At 62.4% G+C, this 23,270-nt stretch carries 22 protein-coding genes; 6 read left to right on the top strand and 16 right to left on the bottom strand.

What is annotated here, in order from left to right; translation table 11 throughout:
• Positions 1-21: 21 nt before the first annotated feature.
• The 11 genes from ACYQ47_RS12060 to ACYQ47_RS12010 form a co-directional block, all read right to left on the bottom strand.
• Positions 22-957: a vWA domain-containing protein gene (locus ACYQ47_RS12060; protein ID WP_459905508.1), complete on the bottom strand. Its 936-nt coding sequence runs from the start codon at positions 955-957 to the stop codon at positions 22-24.
• On the bottom strand, positions 954-1,499 hold the full coding sequence (locus ACYQ47_RS12055; RefSeq protein ID WP_459905507.1) for an MxaL protein: 546 nt from the start codon (positions 1,497-1,499) through the stop codon (positions 954-956). Before ACYQ47_RS12055 ends, ACYQ47_RS12060 begins: the two co-directional genes overlap by 4 nt.
• Positions 1,496-2,476, bottom strand: coding sequence for a vWA domain-containing protein (locus ACYQ47_RS12050; RefSeq protein WP_250469580.1), 981 nt, complete (start codon positions 2,474-2,476; stop codon positions 1,496-1,498). The genes ACYQ47_RS12055 and ACYQ47_RS12050 overlap by 4 nt, the downstream gene beginning before the upstream one ends.
• Positions 2,477-2,480: 4 nt before the next feature.
• Positions 2,481-3,350 carry a hypothetical protein gene (locus ACYQ47_RS12045; protein WP_459905506.1) on the bottom strand — a complete coding sequence of 290 codons (870 nt, stop codon included), beginning with the start codon at positions 3,348-3,350 and terminating at the stop codon, positions 2,481-2,483.
• Complete coding sequence (locus tag ACYQ47_RS12040) at positions 3,347-4,210, bottom strand: DUF58 domain-containing protein (RefSeq protein ID WP_459905505.1); 864 nt, start codon at positions 4,208-4,210, stop codon at positions 3,347-3,349. Before ACYQ47_RS12040 ends, ACYQ47_RS12045 begins: the two co-directional genes overlap by 4 nt.
• Before the next feature lie 4 nt (positions 4,211-4,214).
• Entirely contained in the window at positions 4,215-5,234 is a 1,020-nt protein-coding gene (locus ACYQ47_RS12035; RefSeq protein ID WP_459905504.1) for an AAA family ATPase, read from the bottom strand.
• A 183-nt stretch (positions 5,235-5,417) separates the two neighbouring features.
• Entirely contained in the window at positions 5,418-5,678 is a 261-nt protein-coding gene (locus ACYQ47_RS12030) for a hypothetical protein (protein ID WP_244831535.1), read from the bottom strand.
• Positions 5,679-5,896: 218 nt separating this feature from the next.
• On the bottom strand, positions 5,897-6,220 hold the full coding sequence (locus tag ACYQ47_RS12025; RefSeq protein WP_244831533.1) for a hypothetical protein: 324 nt from the start codon (positions 6,218-6,220) through the stop codon (positions 5,897-5,899).
• A 264-nt stretch (positions 6,221-6,484) separates the two neighbouring features.
• A complete protein-coding gene (locus tag ACYQ47_RS12020) occupies positions 6,485-8,083 on the bottom strand; it encodes a GMC family oxidoreductase (RefSeq protein WP_250494819.1) in 1,599 nt (532 codons plus the stop codon).
• Positions 8,084-8,089: 6 nt separating this feature from the next.
• Entirely contained in the window at positions 8,090-8,947 is an 858-nt protein-coding gene (locus tag ACYQ47_RS12015) for a sugar phosphate isomerase/epimerase family protein (protein ID WP_459905503.1), read from the bottom strand.
• A 4-nt stretch (positions 8,948-8,951) separates the two neighbouring features.
• Positions 8,952-9,917, bottom strand: a complete 966-nt coding sequence (locus ACYQ47_RS12010; RefSeq protein ID WP_244831522.1) for an NAD-dependent epimerase/dehydratase family protein — start codon at positions 9,915-9,917, stop codon at positions 8,952-8,954.
• Positions 9,918-10,060: 143 nt separating this feature from the next.
• Between ACYQ47_RS12010 and ACYQ47_RS12005 the strand changes: the two genes are divergently transcribed.
• The 3 genes from ACYQ47_RS12005 (at position 10,061) to ACYQ47_RS11995 (ending at position 13,840) form a co-directional block, all read left to right on the top strand.
• Positions 10,061-10,747: a TetR family transcriptional regulator gene (locus tag ACYQ47_RS12005; RefSeq protein WP_459905502.1), complete on the top strand. Its 687-nt coding sequence runs from the start codon at positions 10,061-10,063 to the stop codon at positions 10,745-10,747.
• A gap of 127 nt (positions 10,748-10,874) precedes the next feature.
• Positions 10,875-12,032: a Gfo/Idh/MocA family protein gene (locus ACYQ47_RS12000; RefSeq protein ID WP_459905501.1), complete on the top strand. Its 1,158-nt coding sequence runs from the start codon at positions 10,875-10,877 to the stop codon at positions 12,030-12,032.
• Positions 12,029-13,840 (top strand): glycoside hydrolase family 15 protein, encoded by a 1,812-nt coding sequence (locus ACYQ47_RS11995; protein ID WP_459905500.1) that lies wholly within the window; start codon positions 12,029-12,031, stop codon positions 13,838-13,840. Before ACYQ47_RS12000 ends, ACYQ47_RS11995 begins: the two co-directional genes overlap by 4 nt.
• 228 nt (positions 13,841-14,068) lie before the next feature.
• Here the strand turns inward: ACYQ47_RS11995 and ACYQ47_RS11990 are convergent, their stop codons facing one another.
• Complete coding sequence (locus ACYQ47_RS11990) at positions 14,069-15,490, bottom strand: DHA2 family efflux MFS transporter permease subunit (protein WP_459905499.1); 1,422 nt, start codon at positions 15,488-15,490, stop codon at positions 14,069-14,071.
• A 285-nt stretch (positions 15,491-15,775) separates the two neighbouring features.
• Between ACYQ47_RS11990 and ACYQ47_RS11985 the strand changes: the two genes are divergently transcribed.
• Positions 15,776-16,765 (top strand): molybdopterin-dependent oxidoreductase, encoded by a 990-nt coding sequence (locus ACYQ47_RS11985; protein ID WP_459905498.1) that lies wholly within the window; start codon positions 15,776-15,778, stop codon positions 16,763-16,765.
• Positions 16,766-16,784: 19 nt separating this feature from the next.
• Here ACYQ47_RS11985 and ACYQ47_RS11980 read toward each other — a convergent pair whose 3' ends face one another.
• A complete protein-coding gene (locus ACYQ47_RS11980) occupies positions 16,785-17,720 on the bottom strand; it encodes a GlxA family transcriptional regulator (protein ID WP_459905497.1) in 936 nt (311 codons plus the stop codon).
• Positions 17,721-17,853: 133 nt separating this feature from the next.
• On the opposite strand from ACYQ47_RS11980, the gene ACYQ47_RS11975 reads away from it, so the two are divergent.
• Together ACYQ47_RS11975 and ACYQ47_RS11970 are read left to right on the top strand one after the other, a co-directional pair.
• Positions 17,854-18,648 (top strand): SDR family NAD(P)-dependent oxidoreductase, encoded by a 795-nt coding sequence (locus ACYQ47_RS11975; RefSeq protein ID WP_250528220.1) that lies wholly within the window; start codon positions 17,854-17,856, stop codon positions 18,646-18,648.
• Positions 18,649-18,681: 33 nt separating this feature from the next.
• Positions 18,682-19,443 (top strand): SDR family oxidoreductase, encoded by a 762-nt coding sequence (locus ACYQ47_RS11970; RefSeq protein ID WP_244831502.1) that lies wholly within the window; start codon positions 18,682-18,684, stop codon positions 19,441-19,443.
• Between the two features lie 48 nt (positions 19,444-19,491).
• Here ACYQ47_RS11970 and ACYQ47_RS11965 read toward each other — a convergent pair whose 3' ends face one another.
• The 3 genes from ACYQ47_RS11965 to ACYQ47_RS11955 form a co-directional block, all read right to left on the bottom strand.
• On the bottom strand, positions 19,492-21,621 hold the full coding sequence (locus ACYQ47_RS11965; RefSeq protein ID WP_459905920.1) for a TonB-dependent siderophore receptor: 2,130 nt from the start codon (positions 21,619-21,621) through the stop codon (positions 19,492-19,494).
• Between the two features lie 292 nt (positions 21,622-21,913).
• On the bottom strand, positions 21,914-22,810 hold the full coding sequence (locus ACYQ47_RS11960) for an NAD(P)-dependent oxidoreductase (protein ID WP_459905496.1): 897 nt from the start codon (positions 22,808-22,810) through the stop codon (positions 21,914-21,916).
• A 46-nt stretch (positions 22,811-22,856) separates the two neighbouring features.
• Positions 22,857-23,270, bottom strand: a 414-nt coding sequence (locus ACYQ47_RS11955) for an MFS transporter (RefSeq protein ID WP_459905495.1), incomplete at its 5' end; no start/stop codon positions are given.

Genomic DNA, 23,270 nt, shown 5'->3' with positions numbered 1-23,270 from the left:
TCAGGCGGCGTGCGTCTACAGTCAGCGTCGCGCGCGCCGCATGCCTTTCACCCAACGCTCCGGCCAAAACCGCCACACGAGCAACAGCAAGGCAAGCGCTGCCGGAATCCAATTCAGCTTGGTCGGCACGCGTTCCGAATGCGCAAAGCGCGCATCCGTCATGGCCATCAGCAAGTCCTGCGGCAATCGCAAACGTCGATAATCGAAGCCGATTTCTTTCGCAATCGACGCCAGATATTGTCCGCGCAATTCCGACAACTCTTCGTGACTCTCGACTTGAACGCTCGCGCCAGGTTGTGTCGGCACTTGAATGACTTCATCGGCGCGCCAGTAGCCGATACGATTGCCGTCTTTATCCGTTCGCGGGATGGGCGCGGGCTGATCGCCGCCGATGCCGATAAGCCAACCCTTGAGTTGCGAGCGTGGAATGTCGCGCACGCGCTGATCGCCGGGAAGAATGGGCGGTGCTTCCTGGCCGTCCGTGATCATGAGAACACTGGCGTCTTGCCCGATACTGCGCGCCGTACGCACAGCCGCGAAGATACCGCCTTCGGCTACTCGACTCCAGTTGGTCCAGCGCATCGTGCCATCGATACCGGCAAGCGAGGCAAGCAACGCATCGAAGTTGGCGCACACCTCGACGGGCGGCACCAGAAGCAAGGTGCTCTGGCCTGTGAAGATGCTCCAGCCTATCTTCGAGCCGCACGGCAAATGCTCGATGCTTTCGCGCATCGCGGCCCGCGCGAAGTCCAGTCTGCTGATCGGCGCGCCGCCGACGACGCCCACGTCCTCGACGCTCATGCTCTGCGTGATATCGAAAGTGACGATATAGCTGAACACGTCGCGTTGGAACATCACGCCGGGCATCCAGACGGCGGCAAGCAGCAACGGCACGGCGGCTACCGTGGCCCAGTGTCGCCGCCGAAGGAACGCAAGTGTCGCCGCGACTGCCTTCATGGCAGATCCTCGCTTTGCGCGCCACGCGCCTTCACCGTGGCCTGATGCTTGTAGTCGCGCTCTTCGTCGCTCGTCTGGCCCTCGGGCGCGAGCCACAACGCGCGTTCGAGGTTATAACGCGCGTCCCAGTCGTCGGGCGTGAGCCGCAGCGCGGAGCGATAGCGTTCCTTGGCTTGTTCGAGCAACGGCAGCGAGCGAACAGGACCGCCCGCATCGGGACCGGCCGCCTGACGCAACGACATGTTGGCAAGATCGAATAGCGCGGCCGTCTGCAACGCGGCATCGTTGTCCTGCACGAGCACGGAGTCGTAAAGCTTCTGCGCGCCCGCGTAGTCGCCCGCCTTCGACGATACGACCGCACGCGCCAGCCGAACTTGGGCGGCATCGTCCAGTGACTGCGGCTGCGCGCCTTTGGCGCTTACCGCCGACACCGCGCGCGCGACAGCATGCGCATGCTGCAATGTCGCGAAGTCGAAGAGCGCGACTGCTGCAAACACGAGCGTTGCGCCGCCGAAGGCAAGATGAACGGCCAATCGCTTCATGACCAGCTCCGTACCTGAACCGCGCGCAGCGCAAGCAACGCCGCGCAACCGAGCAATGCGGCGGCATAGCACAACGCGCTTTCGTCTTGCCGCGGCAAGCGCTCGTCGAAAGATACGACCGCGTTGTGCTGCTTGTTGATCTCCGACATGGCGGCGGCCATTGCGCCCGCGTCCTCCGCCTGATACAGCCGATACGGCGAGCCCAGCGTCTGAAAATAGCGATGCAGTTCAGCTTCGGCCGAGGCGTCGTCGGCGGGCGCCATCTTCGTCAGATCGGGGCTGTAGACGCCGCTGCGCAGATACACGAAGTAAAGCGCGATCTGATTGCGCGCAAGGCCTTCGCTGATCGCCGCGCGTGCAGCGGCATCGAGATGCGCGCCGCCATCGGACACCAGCACGATGGCGCGACGGCCCGCGTATTGCCTGCCATCGAACTGTTTGATCGCCGCGATGAGCCCGCGATCGAGCTTCGTATCCGGCATGCCGCGGCCTATTCCCGTGCCTGAGATCGCCTGCGTGATGATCTCGTGATTCGACGTGAACGGTACGGCAAGAACCGGGCTGATGCCGAACATTAGAAAGGCAAAACGGTCGTCGGGTCGCTCGGCGACGAAGCGTTCGAGCGAGTGGCGAGCCACCGCGTTCTTGGACTGGCCGCTCGGTTCGGAGACAGGCGTCTTCGACATCACCGAGTCCATGCTCGCGCTACGGTCCATCAAAATGAGAATGTCGGCCGCCGTGCTCGTGCGCAAGACGTGCAGATGTGAACGTCCCGGTCCCGCGAGACCGATGATGATGGCCAGCATCGCGAGCACCGCGCACGCACGCCGCAGGTGTTCGACGGTCGCGCCGACAGTATCCGCTGGCAGCCAGTTCACCGACGAGAAAGCGAACGCCTCGCTCGGTCTCGGCAACAGCGGCAAGAGCGCGAGTGGCAGCATGAGCAGCAGCCAGGGCCGGAGAAAGTCGATGGGCATGAGGTCATTGCCCTCGCTCGGCCCGATACAGCGCACGCGCGAAGTCACGCAAGTCGAACGGCGCGGGAGCGGCATCGCGGACAAAGAAGCGTTCCTGCGAGCGCGTGTAGAACTCTTCGAGTCGCGGCTTCATCGATTGCAGATACGGCGCGCGCATGAACAACGTCGGTAGCGATGCCGCAAGCACGACTTGCCCGGCCGTTTCGTCGAGCGCGCGATGCACGTGAACCCAGGCATCGTCGTTCGCATCGGCATCGGTGCGTATATGCCGCCATGCGCGAGCGAACGGACGTTGCCTTGCATCGCGGCGGCTCGACCACCACCACCACGCGGCCCAGCTTGCGAGCGTGACGAGCAGCAACGCAAGCATGACGATCATGCGCCGATGAACCGCCGGATCATCCACGGGAATGACGAGCCGATCGGGCCTGAGCGCTTGCAGATCGCCCGCGCGAAACGAGGCGCGCGGCGTCAGCGGCCCGACGCTGATCGGCCATGCAGGCACGCGCAGCACCGCGCCCGCAACCGGCCTCAATTCGAGCGCGGGCAGTTCGATGTTCGTGAGAGCCTGAGCCGCGTTGGTTATCTGATATTCGAGCACCAGCCACGAGCGGCCCTGCGTGTCCTTGACGATTCGCGACGCACGGCGCTCGAACCACACGCCCACGCGCCCGGCCGATGGCAAGGCGACATCGTGGCCGTCGGTGCTCAAGAGGACGCGCTGCGTCAAGACATCGCCGAGAACGTGGCCGAAGGCGCGCGGCTGCTCGACCGTCGCGTTGACCGTCTGTTCGGCTCGCGCCGGTTTTATGCCGATCAGACCGAAGACGATCAGCATGAACGCGAGGATCATCGCCCGGTTGCCGCGCATCATGCGGACGTTTCCAGGAAGTGGCGCGAGAGGGCTTCGGCATTGAAGGCGCCTTCGACAAAGAAGGGATACGCGCCGCGTCTGCCGAAGGCCGTCTTCAAATCGTGGCGCCGCTTGGCGACGTTATCGCGCCATTGCCGAACCACGCGAGCACGCAGCCAAAGCGTGCGGTTTCTGCCGGTCTCCAGATCGCGGACCGAGAGAAATCGGCCTTGCGCAGGCGGCTCGATTTCGGCCGTATCCCAGATGACCATCGGCACGACTTGCGCGCTGACGAGACGATCCAGCGCCGTGTCGATACGGTCGAGCGGCCAATGAAAATCCGAGACCAGAAAGACGAGACCGCGACGCCCGGCAAGACGTTCGAGTGCGCGCTCCAGCCCGGCGTTTTCTGGCGTGGCGTGCGATGCCCCTTCGAAACCGCGCAGCAGCGCCGCCATGTCGTCGCCGATGCCGCGTCCGTGTCGCGCAGGCATGAAGAGGTCTTCGCGTTCCTGCTCGTCGAACGCGAGCATGCCGACCTGATCGCCCGCGCGAAACGCGCTATAGCCGAGTGCTTCGACGAAATCGGCGGCTAGTTCGAGCTTCGAACGCTTTGCGCCGAAGAGCATCGATGCCGATACGTCCACCACGACTTGCACCGGCACCGCGACCCGCTGCAGATGCAGACGCACGAGCCACTGCGGCGGCACGGAGCGCTGGCTTGCGCGCAAGTCGAGGCGTCGCGGGTCGGGATGATCGAAGAGACGCGCGTGCATCGCGAATTCCTGCCCCGCGCCGAAACTCGTGCCGGGATGCGAGCCAGGCCGGAATCCGCTGGCGCGCCCCGGCAGCCGATAGTGGAATTCGACTGGGTTCTTCATGGCATCACGGCACCGCGATTTTCCGCATGATCGTCGCGGTCAATGCCTCGGCGAGTTCCTGCCGACGCATCTCATAGACGGGCGTAAAGAACACGCGATGACCGAGCGCGGGCAGCAGCACCGTATGAACGTCTTCGGGAATGGCGTGCAGACGGCCGTCGAGCCAGGCGTTCACGCGCACGGCGCGCACCAGCGCGCTCATGCCACGCGGACTTGCGCCGGCAAGGATCAGCCGCTCCATGTCGACGCCGTCCAGTTGAATGTCGAAGCGCTGAGGCGTTTCCGTGGCCTCCCAGGTCTTCAGGATGTAGCTTTCCATGCTCGGACTGAGCGTCACGCTACGCTGGATCGCCGCGCCGATATCGTTGAGACGCGTCGAATCGATCACGGCGGACGGGACGCTTTCGATGAGCGCATCGGCGTCATGGAACGCGGGATCGAAGACGAGCGCGCGACGCACATCGGTGTCCGAAGGCGTCGGCATGTTCAGTTCGAACAGGAAGCGGTCGCGCGCGGCGGAAGCCAGTTCGAAGGTCTCGTCCTTCTCCACCTTGTTGCGGTCCGCGAACACCGTCATATGCGGAAAGCGATATTCGCGGCCGAAGGCGGAGACGGAACGCTCGGCCATCGCCCGAAGCAGGAGCGATTGAACCTGCGGGCGCGACCGGTTGATCTCATTGAAAAAGAACGTGGTCAGACCTTCGCCGTGCCGCAAGAGCGGACCGGGATCGATGCGCGGTTTGCCGTCGGCATCGACGAAGGTGTGATAGATGAGATCGCCCGGCATCAGGTCGATGGTGCCTTCGATCCGTTCGAAGTCGCCGCCGGTCGCGCGAGCGAAGGCGCGCAGCAAGGTCGTCTTGCCAACGCCGACGCCGCCTTCGAGCAACACGTGCCCGCGAGCGAAGAGCGCAATCTTGATTAGATGGATGGTTTCACGCTGTCCCACCACGGCGCTCGCCACGGCCAGTTCCAGCTTTTGTGCGGCGCGGCGCCAGTCTTCCAGTTCGGTTTCCGATGCCATGGTCGTTGTTATGAGGCAGTGCGGTCTGTTCAGGATTACCGAAGCGAATGCATAAGATATGCCGATGTAGTCCGGGCTTGGCTTTCAAGCGGAAAAGGGGAGAGTAGAGCGGAGCATAGTGTCATCCATCGACAACACTGTGTGGCAGCGTTTCGGTGTGAAGCGTGTGAGGCGTGTGAGCGTTCAACTCGCCTTCGCAAGCGGCGTTTCAGTCTCGACAGCTGAATCGATCTGCGCGAGCAAGGCTGACGCGACGGCCAATTGCGCGGGCACCAGATGCCTCGTTTCCAGAATCTGCATGACACGCCGCCGCCAGTATGCAAGCGGCAGCACGCGGTTTCGATCGCGCACTTCGTCCGGAATGACGATGCGCAGGTGAGCCAGGTCGGCGTCCGTCAAGCGCAGTTCGTATGATCCGGTGGGAAATGGGTCGTTGGGTTTCATGCCTGTATATCGGCAAGGAACATGAATTTCCTAAGTGCTTTGGAAGCCTGTCGCCAGCCCAATGACCGGCACTAAAATTTTTACACGGTTGCTGAAATGTTTTTCCGATTACTGGAAATCGCTTTTCGCGTGATCAAACGAAAAAGGCCGCACTCCCTGAGGAAAGCGGCCTTTTCACGCGGCGCACGATGCTGTCTCGCCGCTATCTTCACGCCAGGTTATTGACCCGCTGCCGGCGAAACCACGCTCGGGGTAGCCAGCGTGTTATTGGTCTTCGGTGCGCTCGTGGCCGACGTCGAAGTGCCGTTCGTGCCGCTAGGAAGCCCCGAATTCGGCGCGCGGGCGCCCATGCCGCTGTCCGAGTTCGTCACGCCCGGCGTGCCGTAGCCGCCCGTTGCGCGGTTCACCTGATTTGCCGGGCTGGCCGTGCTCCCGGAGGACCCTGCGCCACCGTTCGAGCCGCCTGCTGACTGCGCGAAAGCGCCGGCCGACAGGGTGAGTGCGGCGACGGCCGCGACTAAAGTGCTGATTGCTTTGCTCATGATCCGTCTCCTTTAAGGGATTGGAATATGGAAACAGACGAATGCCGCCTGCTTGCCTGTTAGGCAGCAAACAGCGTGCCGCAGGCTTTCAATTCGCATAGAGCAGGCCGGCATCAAGTGAGGGGCTTTTTCGGCATGAGAAGCCGCAAAGCCAGCCCCCATGCGACGCCTATCTCATGCATCGATGTTCGATCGTTAGCCAGCTTCAGGCATCCCGTGGCCCATTTCGTCGATGACGTCATACATCGACGATAGTCAACGTCGTCATCTCGATTCGCCCACATCCTCCATCAACATCCGCGCGCCTTTTTCCGCCACCATGATCGTCGGCGCATTCGAATTGCCGGACGTGCAACCGGGCAGAACGGATGCATCGATCACGCGCAAGCCTTGCACGCCGCGCACGCGAAGCCGGGGATCGACCACGGAATCTTCGCCGCCGCCCATTCGACACGTGCCGACCAAGTGATACCCCGACACACCACGAGCCAACGCATAGTCGAGGAGCGCATCGTCGGCGATGACGTTATCGCCCGGCAGCGTCTCGTGCTCGATGTATCGCGCAAGCGCGGTCATCGAAAAAATCTTGCGGCCAAGTTTGAGGCCCGCGACGACGGCCGCTTGATCGCGCGCATCCGTGAGGTAGCGTGGAGAGATGACGGGCGCCGCGTGAGCATCGGTCGAAGCGGCGTGCACGCTCCCCTTGCTATGCGGGTACGACTGATAGATGGCGAGTGTCATGCCCGGCTCTCGTTCGAGCGCATACGTGCCCGGCTCGAAGCTCGCGGGCGCGAAGCTCAGTTGCAGATCGGGCGCGTTGGCTTCAGCGCTGCTGCGGGCAAACGCGGCGCACGTGCTTGCGCCGCAAGTAAGCAGGCCCTTTCCCGCCACATAGCGCGACAGTTCCTTGAAGAGCGCGACGCCATGCGTGCGTTCGTTGAAGGTCGACTGGCCGCGCACGCGTTGAGTGACACGCACGGAATAGTGATCGCGCAGATTCTCGCCGACGTTGTCGTTCTCGTGCACGACGTTCACGCCGAGCTTCTGCATCAGCGAGCCCGGCCCGATGCCCGACAACTGCAATAGATGCGGCGAGCGGATCGCTCCGCACGCCACGATCACCTCGACACGCGCGCGAACCTTGATCGTGCGTCCCGCTTGCGACACCTGCACGCCAACCGCACGCGTGCCATCGAAGAGAATGCGTTCGGCAAGCGTGTCGGTCATCGACCCGAAATTCGCCCGTTTGCCGATACCCCGAAGATACGTCTGCGCCGGCCCCGCGCGAAACCGTCCCGCGCGATTCTGCTGAAACGGCGCCGCGCCTTCGCGCTCGACGCCGTTATGACTTGCGCGGACCGTCATTCCGGTTTGGCCGCACGCATCGAGAAACGCCTGACTGAGCGGATGCGTCTCCATGAAATCATTCACCGGCAAGACGTTCGCCGGGCTCGCACCGCCCGCATTCTCCATCTGTTCGTAGATGGGCAGGATGTCGTCGAAGGACCAGCCCGCACAACCTTCATCGACCCAACGCGCATGTTCCGCTCTGGCCGAACGCACATAGAGCATGCCGTTCATCGACCCGGTGCCGCCGAGCATGCGCCCCTGCGGATAAGCGATCACGCGCGAATCCATGTGCGGCTGCGGCGCCGACCGATAACGCCAGCTCAGAACCGGATGCTCGATCAGCGAAAGAAAGCCAGCAGGAATATGGATCATCGGATGACGGTCGCGCGGGCCGGCTTCGATGAGAAGCACGCGATGCGCGCCGCTCGCCGATAACCGGTTCGCCAAAACGCAACCCGCGCTGCCGCCACCGACGATCACGAAGTCCGCTTCTCGATCCCATTGCGTCGACATGTGGCCTCAGTAACTCGTCACATTTGCGCGCCTGCCGGCAAGCGGACCCGCAGCGGCGGCTTCGGCGATGAGCGCTTCGCTTGCACGGCGCAACGCACGCGCACGCTCCACGGGCGGCGCGAGATTCGGCAAGCCGTGCATCGGAATCTCGACGGATATCACGGTGTCGGGCGGCAGCGCGCGGACCATCGAGCGCAGATCGATACCGCCATCGCCCGGTGGCAAGCGCGCCTGCCGCGCCTGGAAGATGAGTTCGGCGTCGGTCGTCGGGCGTTCGCGCGGCGCATCGCATAACTGAAAATACGCGAGCTGGTTCGCGGGCAATGCGGCGATTTCCTCCGCGCTGCCACCCGAACGATCGACATGCATGGAATCGACGATGATCGAGCCGGTGCCCGCAAGCGCCAGCACGCGACGCGCGGACGCCATGTTCTTGATGCCTGTCCACGGCATGAATTCGAGCCCCATTCCAATGCCGTGTAGTGCGCCGAGTTCGAAGAGTCGCGCATAGCGATCCGCGATGGCCGCTTCGTCCGGACTGTCGCCCGCAACCAGCATGTGACGCGCGCCGAGTTCGGCGGCCGCCGCAAGCAAGGGCTCGTGCGCGTCGATGTCGGTATCGGGCAGCAGGCGCACGATTTCGACATCGTGCACGGCTACGTTCAGATCGCGCATGCGGGCGAGGGTCTCGCGCATCATCGGCGTGAGCGTGGCGCCGATCATCGGATGCTGATGCTCGCCGGGCGCCACGGGCGCAAGCCGCAGATTCACCGAACGAAAGCCCGCCGCGCTGGCGGCCTCGATCATTTCCGGCGGCGTGAGTTCGATCAGGGTCAGGTGCGCAAGGGAGAGCAAATGCGTCATGGCGTCAGGCGTTCAGGCTGATGGGTTGAATGTCCTGGGCGCTTTCAGCGCCGTCTTCGAGCGTGTCATGCTTGGCGAAAAACGCGAGCGAGCGCGCGACGCCATCCGCGAGCAAGGTCACGGGCAAGCCGGGAAGCACGCGGTTCAAGTCGTCGGGCGGAAGGTCCGCGACAATCGGCAACGGCGCGCCGCTGGCGGAAAGACGCGCGCCGGGCACTTGCCTGCCGATCTCTTCGATGAGCGCATCGGTGCTCTGCACGTCGCCGCATAGATTGAAGACATGCGCGCCTTCGACCACGCGCGTGAGCGCGGCCCAGAAGGCTTCGACGACATCGTCGACATGGATCATGCCGGTGCGGCCGGTGAAGGGAATCGTGTAGAGCTCGCCGCGCGCCGCCGCCTGGCACGCGAGACTTACGCCCGCGCTTGCGCCGTCTTCGCGCCCCGGACCGTAGACCACGAATGGACGAAAGCCCACGCTGGCCACCGCGCGTCCGTCCGGACCGGCGTTGTACCAATAGCTACGCGCGCAGCCTTCCGTGGCGAGCTTGAATGCGCCGTAGTGCGTGGTCGGTTCGGGATACGCCGCGTGCTTCGGTCCGTAGACGCCCGCCGAACTCGTGTAGACCACGCGCGCGATGCCGTGCTTCTTCGCGGCCTCGAAGACGTTCAGCGTGCCGATCACGTTGATGGTCGCGCCGCGCACCGGATCGTTCTGGCAGAAGGGCGTGAGCACGCCGGCGAAATGCGCGACGGCATCGCAAGCCGCGAGCGCCTGATCGACCGCGCGGGTATCGCCGATATCGCCTTGCAACCATTCCACGCGTTCAAGCGATGCACCTAGCAGCACACGAATCAGCTTGCCCGGCGGATTCAGGTCGAACACACGCACCGTTTGTCCTTCGGCGAGCAGGCGTCTGACCAGCCACGCACCGATAAAGCCATTGCCGCCCGTCACGCAGACTTTCATTGCCGCCTCCGATGTTTCGTCCGTTCCTCGATTTCACTGACTAACTAGTAGGTTCGTTAAATCGGTGGTGGTAGATTAATCGATGGAGAAACATGGACACTTGGGGATAACCCCAGTCGCCAGCCATCCACTTGAACGATCCGATGCCATCCGATACCTACGAACCCGTTCCCGCGCCCGAGCCGAAGCGGGCGAATCAGCGCGATCTGGCCGCTGTGCGCACGCGCGCCGAGATTCTGCAAATCGCCACGGAAGAGTTCGCGCTGCACGGCTACACGGGCGCGCGTGTGGACGCGATTGCCGAGCGCATGCGCGTATCGAAAGCGATGATCTACTACTACTTCACGAACAAGGATGGGCTCTATCTCGCGGTGCTGGAGCACGTTTATTCGTTGATCCGCGATGCCGAGGAAGCCACGCGCCTCGATCAAGAAAGTCCGGCCGAGCAGTTGCTCTCGCGCTATATCGAGAACACGTTCGAGTTTCACGAGAACAATCAGGTGTTCAGCCGCATCATCAGCATCGAGAACATACACAACGCCGCGTTCCTGAAGAAGTCGCCGACCATCAAGGCGACGAATCGTCCGGTGCTCGAAACGCTGACGAGCATTCTCCATCGCGGCATTGCGGCGGGTACGTTCCGACGCGACATCGGCGCGGTGGATTTGCACTATCTGATCAGCGCGCTGTGCATCTATCGCGTGTCGAACCGGCATACGTTCGGCACACTGTTCGATGTCGACTTCGCCAAAAAGTCGACACGCAAGAAGCAGCGGATGCTCGCGGTCGAGTCGGTGTTGACGTTGCTCATGAAGCCGGCCGCGGATTGATTGGCCGTTCGTAACCGTCGCACGAAATTAACCCCTTGGAACAAAAGTTGCGCCTTCCCTGAGTCTCACGGCCGGCGTTCGGGCGCATGCCTGTCCGTCACCGTCACTCTCCAAAAGAGGCGCAACGATGAGTATTTTGTCCGCAGTAGGTTTGGGTTCGAGCAAGAAAGTCCGCTATGCGATCGTAGGTTTGGGCGACATCTCGCAGGAAGCGATGATGCCCGGCGTGAGTCACACGGATAACTCGGAGATCACCGCGCTCGTTACGAGCGATCCCGAGAAGGCGCACAAATTGAGCGAGCAATACGATGTAGCGCATACCTATGGCTATGAGCAATTCGATGAGATGCTCGCCTCCGGCAACGTCGACGCCATCTACCTTGCCACGCCGAACTGGCGCCATGCGGAGTTCGTCATTCCGGCGCTGAAAGCGGGCGTGCATGTGCTCGTCGAAAAGCCGCTGGAAGTGTCCACGCAGCAATGTCAGGCGATCATCGAAGCCGCGAAGGCATCGACGGCGAAACTGATGGTCGCTTACCGTTTGCATTTCGAACCCGGCACGTTGTCGACCATCGAACGCATTCGTTCGGGAGAGCTCGGCGACATCATTCTTTTCACGTCCACGTTCGTGCAGAAGGTGGACCCGGCAAACCATCGCGCGACGAGCGGCATCACGGCGGGCCCGATCTTCGATATGGGACCGTATCCGCTCAACGCCGCGCGCTACGTGTTCGAGGACGAGCCGACCGAGGTTGTTTCGGCTGTCGGCGTGCGGCATCCGGAAGCCGGTCTCGGCGATTTCGACGACACCGTCGCGGTCACGCTGAAATTTCCCGGCGACCGGCTCGCGCAGTTCGTCGTGTCGTATGCGGCCAACGCACTGGAGTCGTTCTTTGCTGTCGGCACAAAGGGAAGCATCGCAATGCAGCCGTGCTATACGTACGGCAAGCCGCTCGAACAGGCCGTGACCATTGGCCAGGACGAAGAAAATCATTCGTTCAAGAACACGGACCACTTCGGCGGCGAGATGAAGTACTTCTCGGAGTGCATCTTGAACGACACGCATCCGGAGCCCGACGCGGAAGAAGGTTTCGCCGATGTGCGCGTGATCGAAGGCATCGTCAAGGCGCTCGAAACCGGTGGACCGGTCAAGCTCGATCCGTTCGTGCGCACACGGCGTATCGACACGTCCGCGCAATTGCAGACGCTGCGCGCCGTGAAGTCGCCGGAACTCGTGAACACGAGCAATCCGGCCGAAGGCATCGACAAGGTGCCTAAAAATTGAATTCGCGCAAAGAGAAGACTCGACGTGACGCCGATGGCTTTCTGCCGCTCGATGCCTACGGCGCGTTAGGCGATGGCCGCTCCGTTGCGTTGAGCGGAGCGGATGGATCGATCGACTGGTGGTGCGTACCGAGCATCGACTCGCCGCCGCTTTTCGACCGGTTGCTGAACCCGCAAACAGGCGGTTTTTTCGCCATTACGCCCGCCGAAGCCTTCGAAGTCGAGCGGCGTTATCGCGACGACAGCAACGTGCTCGAGACCGTCTTCACCACCGCGTCGGGCCGTGCGAAGCTGGTCGAGTCGCACAACAGCGGCGGCGCGGGCAGACTCCCCTGGGCCGAGTTAGCACGGCGCATTGAAGGCATCGAGGGCGAGATGCGATTCGACTTGCGCATCGTCTTCGGGCGTCAGGACGATACGATCAATCCGTATTGTTCGATGATCGGCAAACGCGCGGTGTTTCATGCGGGCCGCGTGTTGGGGCTCTTTCTGCATAGCGAAGGTGTGGTCGTCGACGAACGCGCGGATGCCGGTGTCGTCGCGCATGTGGTCGTGCGTGAGGGACAGCGCGAGACCGTGGCGATCGTCGCGGGCGAAGACGAGCCGCTCGTCGTGCCGCCAATCGAGGATATCGACAGGCGCATCGACAAGTCCGACAACGAATGGCGCGAGTGGACCACGAAGCTGCGCTATGACGGGCCGTATCGGCCGCTTCTGATTCGCAGCGCGCTTGCGCTCAAGCTCTTGCTTTTTTCGCCGAGCGGCGCGATTGCAGCGGCCGCGACTACATCGTTGCCCGAGCGGATTGGCGGCAAGAAGAACTTCGACTATCGCTACGCCTGGATACGCGACGCGGGCTACACCATCAAGGCGTTTTTGCGCATGAATGCGCAGGAAGAAGCGAAGGCGGCCTTTACGTGGCTGCTGAAGCGGATCGAGACGCAAGGCGCGCGCGTGTTGTTTTCATTGTCGGGCGACGTCGTCGCGGATGTGCACGAGACCGGCCTTCCTGGTTACATGAATTCTGCGCCGGTCATCACAGGCAATGCCGCGACCAATCAGCATCAGCACGGCATTTACGGCGATATTTTTGGAACGGCCGCGGTTTTCGTGCGCGCGGGGAATATCCTCGATTCACAGAGCGCTCAGACGCTCTCGCGTCTCGCGGATCAATGCGCCGACCGCTGGCGTCTCAAGGACGCGGGCATTTGGGAACTCGAAGAAGCGCAGCATTACACGATGTCCAAACTCAGCGCGTGGGAAGCGCTCGCGCGTGCGGTCGAACTGGCCGATAGCGGGCAGTTGCCGACCACATGCCGCGATAGATGGGCGCGTGAGCGCGATCGCATCGAGCAATGGATCGACGAACATGGCTGGTCCGAAGAGAAGGGCGCATATGTGATGTATCCGGGCAGCGACAAGCTCGACGCGTCCATGGCGCTCGCCACACGCTTTCGCTATGACGGCAAGGAACGCGCCGAACGTACGCTCGACGCCATTCAACGCGAACTGGGCGAAGGCGCATATCACTATCGATACAGCCGTGCGTCGGAAGAAGAAGGATGTTTTCTCGCATGCACGTTCTGGCAGATCGAAGCTCGCGCGTTGCTGGGACAGAAAGACCGCGCGACCAAGGCCTTCGATGCGGTCATCGAAGCGCTCGCGCATGGCGTCGGAATCTACCCTGAGATGGCGGACCCGCAAACCGGCGAGTACCTCGGGAACTTGCCCCAAGGGTTGACGCATCTCGCGATCATTCAGGCTCTTACGGCATTGCAATCATCGGGGCGAATGGAGGACGACATCTAATTCGTGGTGAACGGTGCCGTATCGACCGTCAGCGCGGGCATTCACCTATGTCATTGCGTTTATTAGACCCATACTGTGGGACATCACCGAGGGTCGTGTCAGAGACACCCCGTTCCTGACGCGCGGTGTTTCTCCGGTAGGCAGAGAGTCGTCAATGACCCGCCATGGAACACGCCCGCGACAGGTCCGTCGCGGGCGTTTTTTTTATCGCTGCTCATGCGGCGGGCTTCATCGTGATGCGCCGCTGAGTTTGTGCCCGGCATCCCGCGAGAGCTTCACGTAGCCGTAGATCGACACGAGCGTCACCACGCCCGCAGCGAGAAACGCAAGGCGGAAGTCGTCGAGTGTGAAGGTGTGCGCGCGCGCGCCGTCCTTGCCGTGATAAGCCGATGCCGTGCGCAACGCCAACGCGCCGAATGCAATGCCGAGCCCGATGCTCATTTGCATCGCCGCGTTCCACATCGTGTTGGCGGCGCTCATTTGCTGCGTCGGTACATCGGCGTAAGCGAGCGTGGCGAGCGACGTGAACTGCATCGAGCGCGTCACGCCATAAACGAAGATCACGAGCAGCGTGAGTACGAGCGGCGACGCCGGCGTGAGCAGGCCGCATGCAATGGTGAACGCCCCGCATACCGCACAGTTGATGATCGCCACGTTCCTGAAGCCGTGGCGCTTGAGGATGCCGGTCGTGAGCGCCTTCATGCCGAGATTGCCCAGAGCGCTTGCAAGCAGTAACAAGCCCGACTTGAACGCGGACAGCCCGAAGCCGATCTGAAACAGAAGCGGCATGAGATAAGGCACGGCGCCGATGCCGATACGCGTAAACGTGCCTGTCACCACGGTCACCGAGAACGTGGGGATACGCAGCGTCGTCACGTCGATGAGCGGATGCCGCGCGACGAGCGCATGCCGATAAGCGATCACGCCGATGACGAGACCAACCGCGATCACGGCCAGTCCGACCCACGGATTGGTATCCGGCTGACTTGCCATATCGGCGCCATAAAGGATGGCGGTGAGCGACAGGCCGCTCAGGATGAGCCCGGCTACGTCGAACGGCCGGCGTTCGCCGCTGCGCAGATTCGGCACCCACTTCAGCACGGCCAGCAATACGACGAGGCACACCGGAAGATTCAGCAGGAAGATCCAGCGCCATGATGCATACGTGGTGATGAAGCCGCCGATGGGCGGCCCGACCACCGGCGCGACGATGCCCGGCCACGTGATGGTGGAGATGGCCTGCATCAACTGCTTCTTGTCGACGCTGCGCACCACGGTCAAGCGGCCGACCGGCACCATCAACGCGCCGCCGATGCCTTGCAGAACCCGGGCCGCCGTGAACTGCTCCACGTTCTGCGAGATGCCGCAGAGCAAGGACGCCAGCGTGAAGGTCACGATCGCGCTGAAAAACACGCTGCGCGAGCCGAAGCGGTCCGCCACCCAGCCGCTTGCGGGAATGAAGATGGCGAGCGCGATCATGTAGGCGCTCATGCCGAGACTCAGCGCATTGGGGCTCGTACTGAACGAATGCGCCATCTGCGGCAGCGCGGTCGCGATGATCGTGGTGTCGAGATACTCCATGAAGAACGTCGCGGCCACGACATAGGGAAGCGGGCCGAGCGAGACGGTGCGGTCGGTTGAGTCTGTCATTGTCTTGCCGGAAGGCGGGGTGCGGGCTGAGGGTGGATGCTACCAGTATTACTGCGTTCCCGAACCCGGCCGTGATTCAACGCGCCGTTGCGAACGCTCGCGCGGCCGGCTTTTTTGGAATTCGGTCGGCGCCGCTCTGTATGACCAATACGCCCATCGTTGTTCCTAGTTGCTACTACCCATTGCCATTTCCCTTCGATTCTGTAAGCGTTATGCGTTGTATCGGCGTAGATATAGCGAGCCGATATATCGACGATAACGATCCCGGAATAAAGGACCTCACCGATGAGCTTTGCACACGACTTCAAGCGTCTTGCCTCGCTGCTGCTTTTGCTCGCGTTGCTCCCGTTCGCGGTCACGGCCTGCGGCGGCAACGACGACTCGCCACCCGCACCGAAAGCGACCTTGTCCGTGTCCGGTGAAGTCGCCACGCCGGGCAATCTCACACTCGCGCAGATCCAGGCACTTCCGGCCACCACGCAAACCGTTTCCTTCGGCAGCGGCACGGGCCAGCAAAGCCACGTCTACACCGGCGCGACGGTGTGGTCCGTGTTGAACCAGGCTGGCATCGTCGTCAATTCGGCGGTTCACAACGACGTGCTGGGCAAGTATGTCGTGGCGACCGGCAGCGACAACTATCGCGCGCTGTTCGCAATGGGCGAACTGAGTCCGGACTTCGGCAATCGCGGCAATCTGGTGGCCTACGCCGAGACGCTCAACGGCGCGAGCGCGGCTCTCAACAGCACGGACGGTCCACTGCGCATCACTGCTCCCGGCGACGTCAAAGGCGGCCGATACGTCTCGAACCTCGTCAAGCTCGAAGTCCATTCCGCGATGTCCACGGTCACAGCGAGCGGCGGCGGTCTCACGACGCAGTTCCAGCTTCTCGGTGCGCTGAATCACCCGGCGACTTTCGACACGGCAGCATTGCAGGCGCTGCCTGCCGTCACGCGCACGGCTGGCGGAAATAGCTACACGGGCGTGAGCCTGTGGGACTTGATCAACGCAGCGGGCATCCAGACCAACACTGCGACTAAAAACGACTTGCTCGGCTTCTACGTGATCGCAACCGGCAGCGATGGCTATCGCGTCGTGATTTCTCTTGCCGAACTGTCGCCGGACTTTGGCAATCAGCCCGACATCGTCGCTTATGCGATGAATGGCGCCCCGCTGACATCCACCGGTTTTGCGCGCCTCGTGATCCCCAACGACGGCAAGGCCGGGCGCTATGTTTCGAACCTCGCGGCGCTCGAAGTCGTATCCGCGCCGCGCTGATTAGCCTGCCTATGCAACGCTAAATCCGCCGCCTGACCTCTTGCGGCGGCAAGCCAAACCCGCGCATGAACGCCTCGCGCATATGCCGGCGATCCCGAAACCCCGTTTCCTTCGCGATGGTTTCCAGCGGATGCCGGCTTTTTTCGATCATCAGGCGCGCTGCTTCCAGCCGCAACGCTTCGATGGCCTTCGCAGGCGATTGCCCCGTCTCCTCCGTGAACACGCGGCTGAATTGACGCGGACTGAGATTCGCCTCGCCCGCGAGTTCCTCGACCGTCAGCGGCCGGCCCAGATTCTTGCGTGCATAGTTGAGCGCATTTTGAATGCGGTCTGATTTCGGCGCGAGATCGAGCATCTCCGAATGCTGCGACTGGCCGCCCGAACGCCTTTGCGGCATCACGAGCTTGTGCGCGACCGAGCGCGCAACGTCCGGGCCGAGATCCTTTTCGACCATCGCGAGTGCGAGATCCAGACCGGCAGTCATGCCCGCAGACGTCCAGATAGGACCATCGACGATATAAATGCGATCGTCCTCGATGCGCACATCGGGAAAGCGGCTTTGCATCTCGCGTGCGTAGAACCAGTGCGTGGTCGCGCGCCGGTTCGACAGCAGCCCGGCTTCCGCGAGCACGAAGCTGCCCGTGCAAATGCCCGCGATGCGCCGTGCCCGCGTACCCGTGCGACGCAGGAACGCCAGTTTTTCTTGAGGCGGCGGCGTGTCGAGCGGCGTGTTCACGCCCGCCGCGATCCATGTGTCCACGGAGGCACGCGCACTGACCCGGCGCGTGCCGACGCTCATGCCTAACGACGAACACACCTCGCCGCCGTGCGCCGAATAGTTGGCCATCCGATAAAAGGGCTCGCCCGCTACGTGGTTGGCGTATTCGAACACCGACTGCGACGCGATTGCCATCACCTGAAAGCCGTCGCTCAACAAATAGCCGATGCTGTGCATGTTTCCTCGTCCTTGATGTCCGAAAAAAGTCGTGTGTCCGAAAACACGACCATATACGTCATTTCGGTCGCGGTCAATTCCGCGCAGAATCTACTCACGGATTCACCACCACCATTTGAACCGGAGTGACATCATGTCCCAGAACCATCGCGGCACGGCCCTCGTCACGGGCGCATCGTCGGGCATCGGCGCGGTCTATGCCGAGCGTCTTGCGCGTTCGGGCTACGACCTTATCCTCGTGGCGCGCAACCGCGAGAAGCTTGCCGCGCTAGCCGAACGTATCAGTAATGAAACGCAGAAGGGCGTCGAGATCATCGATGCCGATCTCAACGACCGCACGGCGCTCGCGCGTGTCGAAGCGAAGCTGAAGGACGACGCGAGCATCACGCTGCTGGTGAATAACGCGGGCGTCGGTACGCATACGCCTTTGCTCGACAGCGACGTCGATGCAATGACCCGCATGATCGACCTCAACGTGACCGCGCTCACCCGCCTGACTTATGCGGCGGTGCCGGGCTTCGTCGCGCGCGGCAAGGGCGCGGTGATCAATATCGCGTCTATCGTGAGTATTGCGCCGGAGTTGCTCAACGGCGTCTATGGCGGCACCAAGGCGTTCGTGCTGGCCTTCAGCCAGTCGCTGCATCACGAACTCGCGGCGAAAGGCGTGCGCGTGCAGGCCGTGTTGCCAGGCGCGACGGCGACGGACTTCTGGGAAAGCGGCGGGCTCCCTATCGCCAATCTGGACCCGGCAATCGTGATGTCGGCGGCCGACATGGTCGATGCCTCGCTAATCGGCTTCGAGCGCGGCGAACTGGTGACGATTCCCTCGCTGCACGACGGCGCCAAGTACCAGGCGTACGAAGCCGCGCGTCAGGCGATGGCGCCTGAACTGTCGACCAACGCACCCGCCGCGCGCTACGCGGCCTGAACCATCGTTCTCTTTTCCACATTTGGACTGACCATGAAAACCACGGGCAATACCATCTTCATCACGGGCGGCACTTCGGGCATTGGCCGCGCGTTGGCGGAAGCGTTTCATCAGCGCGGCAATCAGGTGATCGTCGCGGGACGGCGCCGTGCGCTGCTCGATGAAGTCGCAAGCGCGAATCCGGGCATCGACACGGTTGAACTCGATATCGCCGACGCCGCGCAGATTCGCAGCGTCGCCGCGCAATTGATCGCAAAGTATCCGGCGTTGAATGTCGTCATCAACAACGCGGGCATCATGCCGTTCGACGATGCAGGCGGCGCGCTCGACGATGAAGCCGCGGTGCGCCTCATCGACACGAATCTGCTCGGCACGGTGCGCGTGAGCGCGGCGTTCGTCGAACATCTGAAGACGCAGCAACAGGCGTATATCGTCAACAACAGTTCGGTGCTCGCGTTCGTGCCGCTCGCCGCGACCGCGCTGTATTCGGCAACCAAGGCGGCAATCCATTCGTATTCGATGTCGCAACGCTTCGTGCTGCGCGATTCGAGCGTGCGCGTGCTGGAGATCGCGCCGCCGTGGGTGGACACGGACTTGGTCCACAAGAGCGGCGATCCGCGCGCGATGCAGCTGGAAGCGTTCATCGCCGAAATCATGCAGAAGCTGCCGGAAGCGACGACGGAAGTCGTGGTCGATGCCGCGAAGCCGCTGCGCGATAACGCCGGACCGAATGAACATGCGTTCGTCGAGCAGTTCAATCAGTTCGTGACGGACAATCCCATTCCGGTCGCTTGAGCGTGAAGGCGAGAAGGGGCGCCCAGGTTGCAACGCCCCCGATCCTCCTTAAAACTCCAGACGCGCATTGACTGAAACCGTGCGCGGCTCGCCAGGCTGAATGTAGTCGGCATATTGGAATTCCCAATAACGCCGATTCGTCAGATTGTCGATAGCCGCGCGCACGCCGACGTTATGTCCCGCGATGCGTGTCGTGTAAGTCGCGCCAAGGCTGTAGATCATGAAGCCCGGCACGTTCAGATCGCCGGACGGACGCAGGTTCGTGTTGCCCGTGAACTTCGCATTGGCGCCGAGCGTCAGGCCCGGAACCACGGGCACCGCATAATTCACGTGCGCCGCCGCGACGAAGCCGGGCGCACCCGCGACGCGATTGCCGTCGAATGTCGAGCCTTTCTTGTAGTGCGTCGCAATCCACATCAGATCGCCGCCGACCGTCCAGTCCCGGCCGATGCGAACATCCGCGCCCGCTTCCATGCCTTCGAAGATGGACTCGCCATCTTCCACGAAGACGTTATCGCCATTGGCGTATTGCGCGCCGCGCTCGATGCGGAACAGCGCAGCCGTCGCGCTCCAGCGCTCGTTCTGACTCTTCACGCCGACTTCGTATTGCTTGCTGCGCAGCGGATTGAGGATCGCTCCGGCATTGGCGTAGAAGTCGCCGACGACATTGCCCGCTTCCAGCGATTCGACGTAGCTCGCATAGAGCGTCGTGCCCGGCGTGAGCTTGAACATCAGCGCGACGCTCGGCGTGACCACGCCGTTTTGCGAGTAAGTCGAAGTCGTCGTGCCGTCGTTACCGTAGCCGTGCTGCTCGTAATTCGTATAGCGCACGCCGCCGAGCACCGACCAGCGTTCGGTGAGCGCGATGGTATCGCTTGCAAACAGCGCTTTCTGCGTGATGTCCGCGTTGCGATAGGTGTAGAAGCCCGAACTGTCGTAGCGATTGACGTTCGGCTGATAGATGTTGCCCGTGCCGATCTGGTCGTAGAAACTGTTCGCGGTGTTGTCGTTGGTTTGCTTCTGATACGCGGCGCCGAACACGAGCTGATGTTGCAGCGGCCCGGTCTTTACGAGACCTTCGGCCATGACCTGCCACGCATTCAGCTGATGCCCTTCCTTGCCTTCGAAGCGAAAGTCGTCGTAGTTGCCCGCTGGATCGAGCAGATTGTACGTGCTCTCGTTCCGATACCGCGTGCTCTTGCTAAAGCTGTATGAGGCCGAAAGCGTCCAGTCCTGATTCAGGTTGTAGCGCAAGCCGGCAGTATAGAGTTGCAAGTTCGTGTTCAGATGCTGGTCCGGCGTGACGAGCGTGCTACTGCCGCCACTGAGCGTCGCGGGCAACGAGGCGCCCGTGTATTGCGCGGTCGAGATGGCCGTCGTGATGCCCGACGCATGGCGTTCCTGATACAGCGCGCCGAAGGTGGCGGTGAGGTCTTTCGTGAGGCGTGCATCGGCGGAAAGGGAAAACGAATCGCGGCGCACGTTGCCGTCGTTATAGGTCTTGCCTTCCTCGTGCGTCGCGTTGAAGCGGTAGCCGAACATGCTGTTCGGTCCGATACGCCCACCCAGGTCGACATGCTCGGACCATACGGCCGTCGACGCATAGCCGACATCGACGCTGGCGATCTGCTTATCCGTGACGGGTGGCTTCTTCGTCACATAGTTGACCACGCCGCCGGGCGCGCCGAAGCCGTACATGAAGCCCGACAAGCCCTTGAGCAGTTCGACGCTTTCGAGTTGCTCGTAGGGCATGGTGATGCCGTAGGCGTTGAACGGCTGGCCGTCGATCCTGTAACCGTTCTGCCAGTCGAGTTGCATGCCGCGCACGGTGATATAGCTCGCCCACGCGTTGTACGGATTGCTGTTGTCCGACACGGATGCGTCCTGCGCGAAGACATCGCCGAGCTTTTTCGCCTGACGATCCGCGAGTTCTTCGCCGGTGACGATAGTGGTCGAGTAGGGCGTGTCGAGTTGCGTGCGGGTGCCGAGCGCGCCGGTGCTGACGTCGCGGCGCAGATGCTGGCCTGGGTCGGTGTCGGATGAAGCGTTGACGGAGACTGCGGGGAGTGTGGCTTCGGTGGCGTTGCCGGATGTCGATGAGCCGGTGTCGCTTTGCTGCGCAAGGGCCGATTGACTGGTGGCGAAGAGCAGGAGCGTCGCCAGTGTGGACGGGCGCATCGCCCATTTGCCGATGGTTGTACTGCCCCGTGGTGCTGATTTCATCCCTATTCCCGTCGTCGAGTTATTGGCCGTAAATGCGAACTATTCGCATTAGAACGGGCGCAATTCTGACGGGTGTTTGGGAATTTGTAAACTTCGATGTTTGATCTAGGGGCGCCGAGAAGGGCTGCTGGCGGCCTTTTGCGGGTAGGCGTCGCTGATTAATTCTTTCGAGGCGGCGCGAAATGTTCGATCAAACGAGCTTCACGCGCCGCCTGCTACATGCCGCAATGTGCGGCCAGCAACGCCGTCAACGTCGCTCGGAATCCGCAGCCGCATCACCCAACAACCCCGGCAACTCCAGCAACGTCCTGTGCGCTCCCCCAAGCTCGACCGCCGCCGCGTAAGTCGACTGCACGGCGGTGGCAATGGCATCGACGGCATGGGTGTCGCCGGCCATCGTCACGTAGTAGCCGAGGTCTTTCAGCGCGTTCGACATATGAAAAGGCATGCTCGAAGAATCGCCGTCGATAAGCGATGGCCGCAGCCGCTCCAGCGCCGCGCCGCCTCCGCCGCCCTTCGCGAGCACATCGACGAAAGTTTGCGGGTCCACGCCCGCACGCTTCGCGCAGGCAGCCGCCTCGGAGATCAACGCAATCGTGCCGAGCGACACGAAGTTGTGCAGCAACTTCATGCTGTGTCCCGCGCCAGTGCCGCCGACCAGCGTGATGTTCTCCGCGAACGTGTGCAGCAGCGGCTCCACTCGCGCGAACAATTCCGGGTCCGCGCCCACCAGCAAGTTCAAACGTCCTTCGTGCGCTTCCTTGGCGGTGCGCGTCATGGGCGCATCGATGAAGAGGCCGCCCGCCTGCGTCACGCGCTCGGCCACGCGCGTCGTGGATGCGGGCACGGCCGTCGAGCAATCGATCACGATGGTGCCTGGCTGCAAACCCGCGAGCACGCCATCGGGCGCACTCAGAACCGCTTCCACTTCGGGCGATCCGGTCACGCACAGAATGACGATCTCGGACTCGCGCGCGAGCGCCTCGCCCGTGGTGAAGGTCTTGACTCCCCCCGCCAGCAGTTCGTCGAGCGGCTGGTTGCCGGGATGCTCGACCACGCTCAACGGGTAGCCGTGCTTCATCACGTTGCGCGCAATACCGTGTCCCATGAGACCGATACCGATCATGCCGATGCGTTGCTTCATGCTCTATCTCTTCGAGTTGTCGTTTGGAAAGCCGGTTGCATCCGCATCAACGGTTGACGAGCCTCTTGGGCAACATCACCGCCAGTACGAAGCCGAGCAGAAGGCAACCGACCATCGAGAAAATCGGCAGCGTGAGGCCGCCGGAAAGCTGTTTCAGATACCCCACCACATAAGGACCGAAGAAGCCGCCGAGATTGCCGAAGGCGCTGATCCATGCAATGCCGATAGCCGCGCTCGTGCCCAGCACCGCCGTCGGCATGCTCCAGAAAAGCGGCGGCAACGACAGCAATCCCGCATTGGCCATGCACAGCGCAAGCATGCCGAGCCACAGGTTGTCATGCCAGAGCACCGAGAGCGACAATCCTGCCGCGCCCATCAACAGCAAGGCCGCGACATGCAAGCGCCGTTCGCCGCGCTTGTCGGCGCTGCGCCCGAACAGCACCATGACGACGACCGCAAC

The sequence above is a fragment of the Caballeronia sp. HLA56 genome (assembly GCF_054655155.1).
Note: the sequence above shows the minus strand (reverse complement) of the source record. Positions and strands in the feature narration are given on the sequence as shown.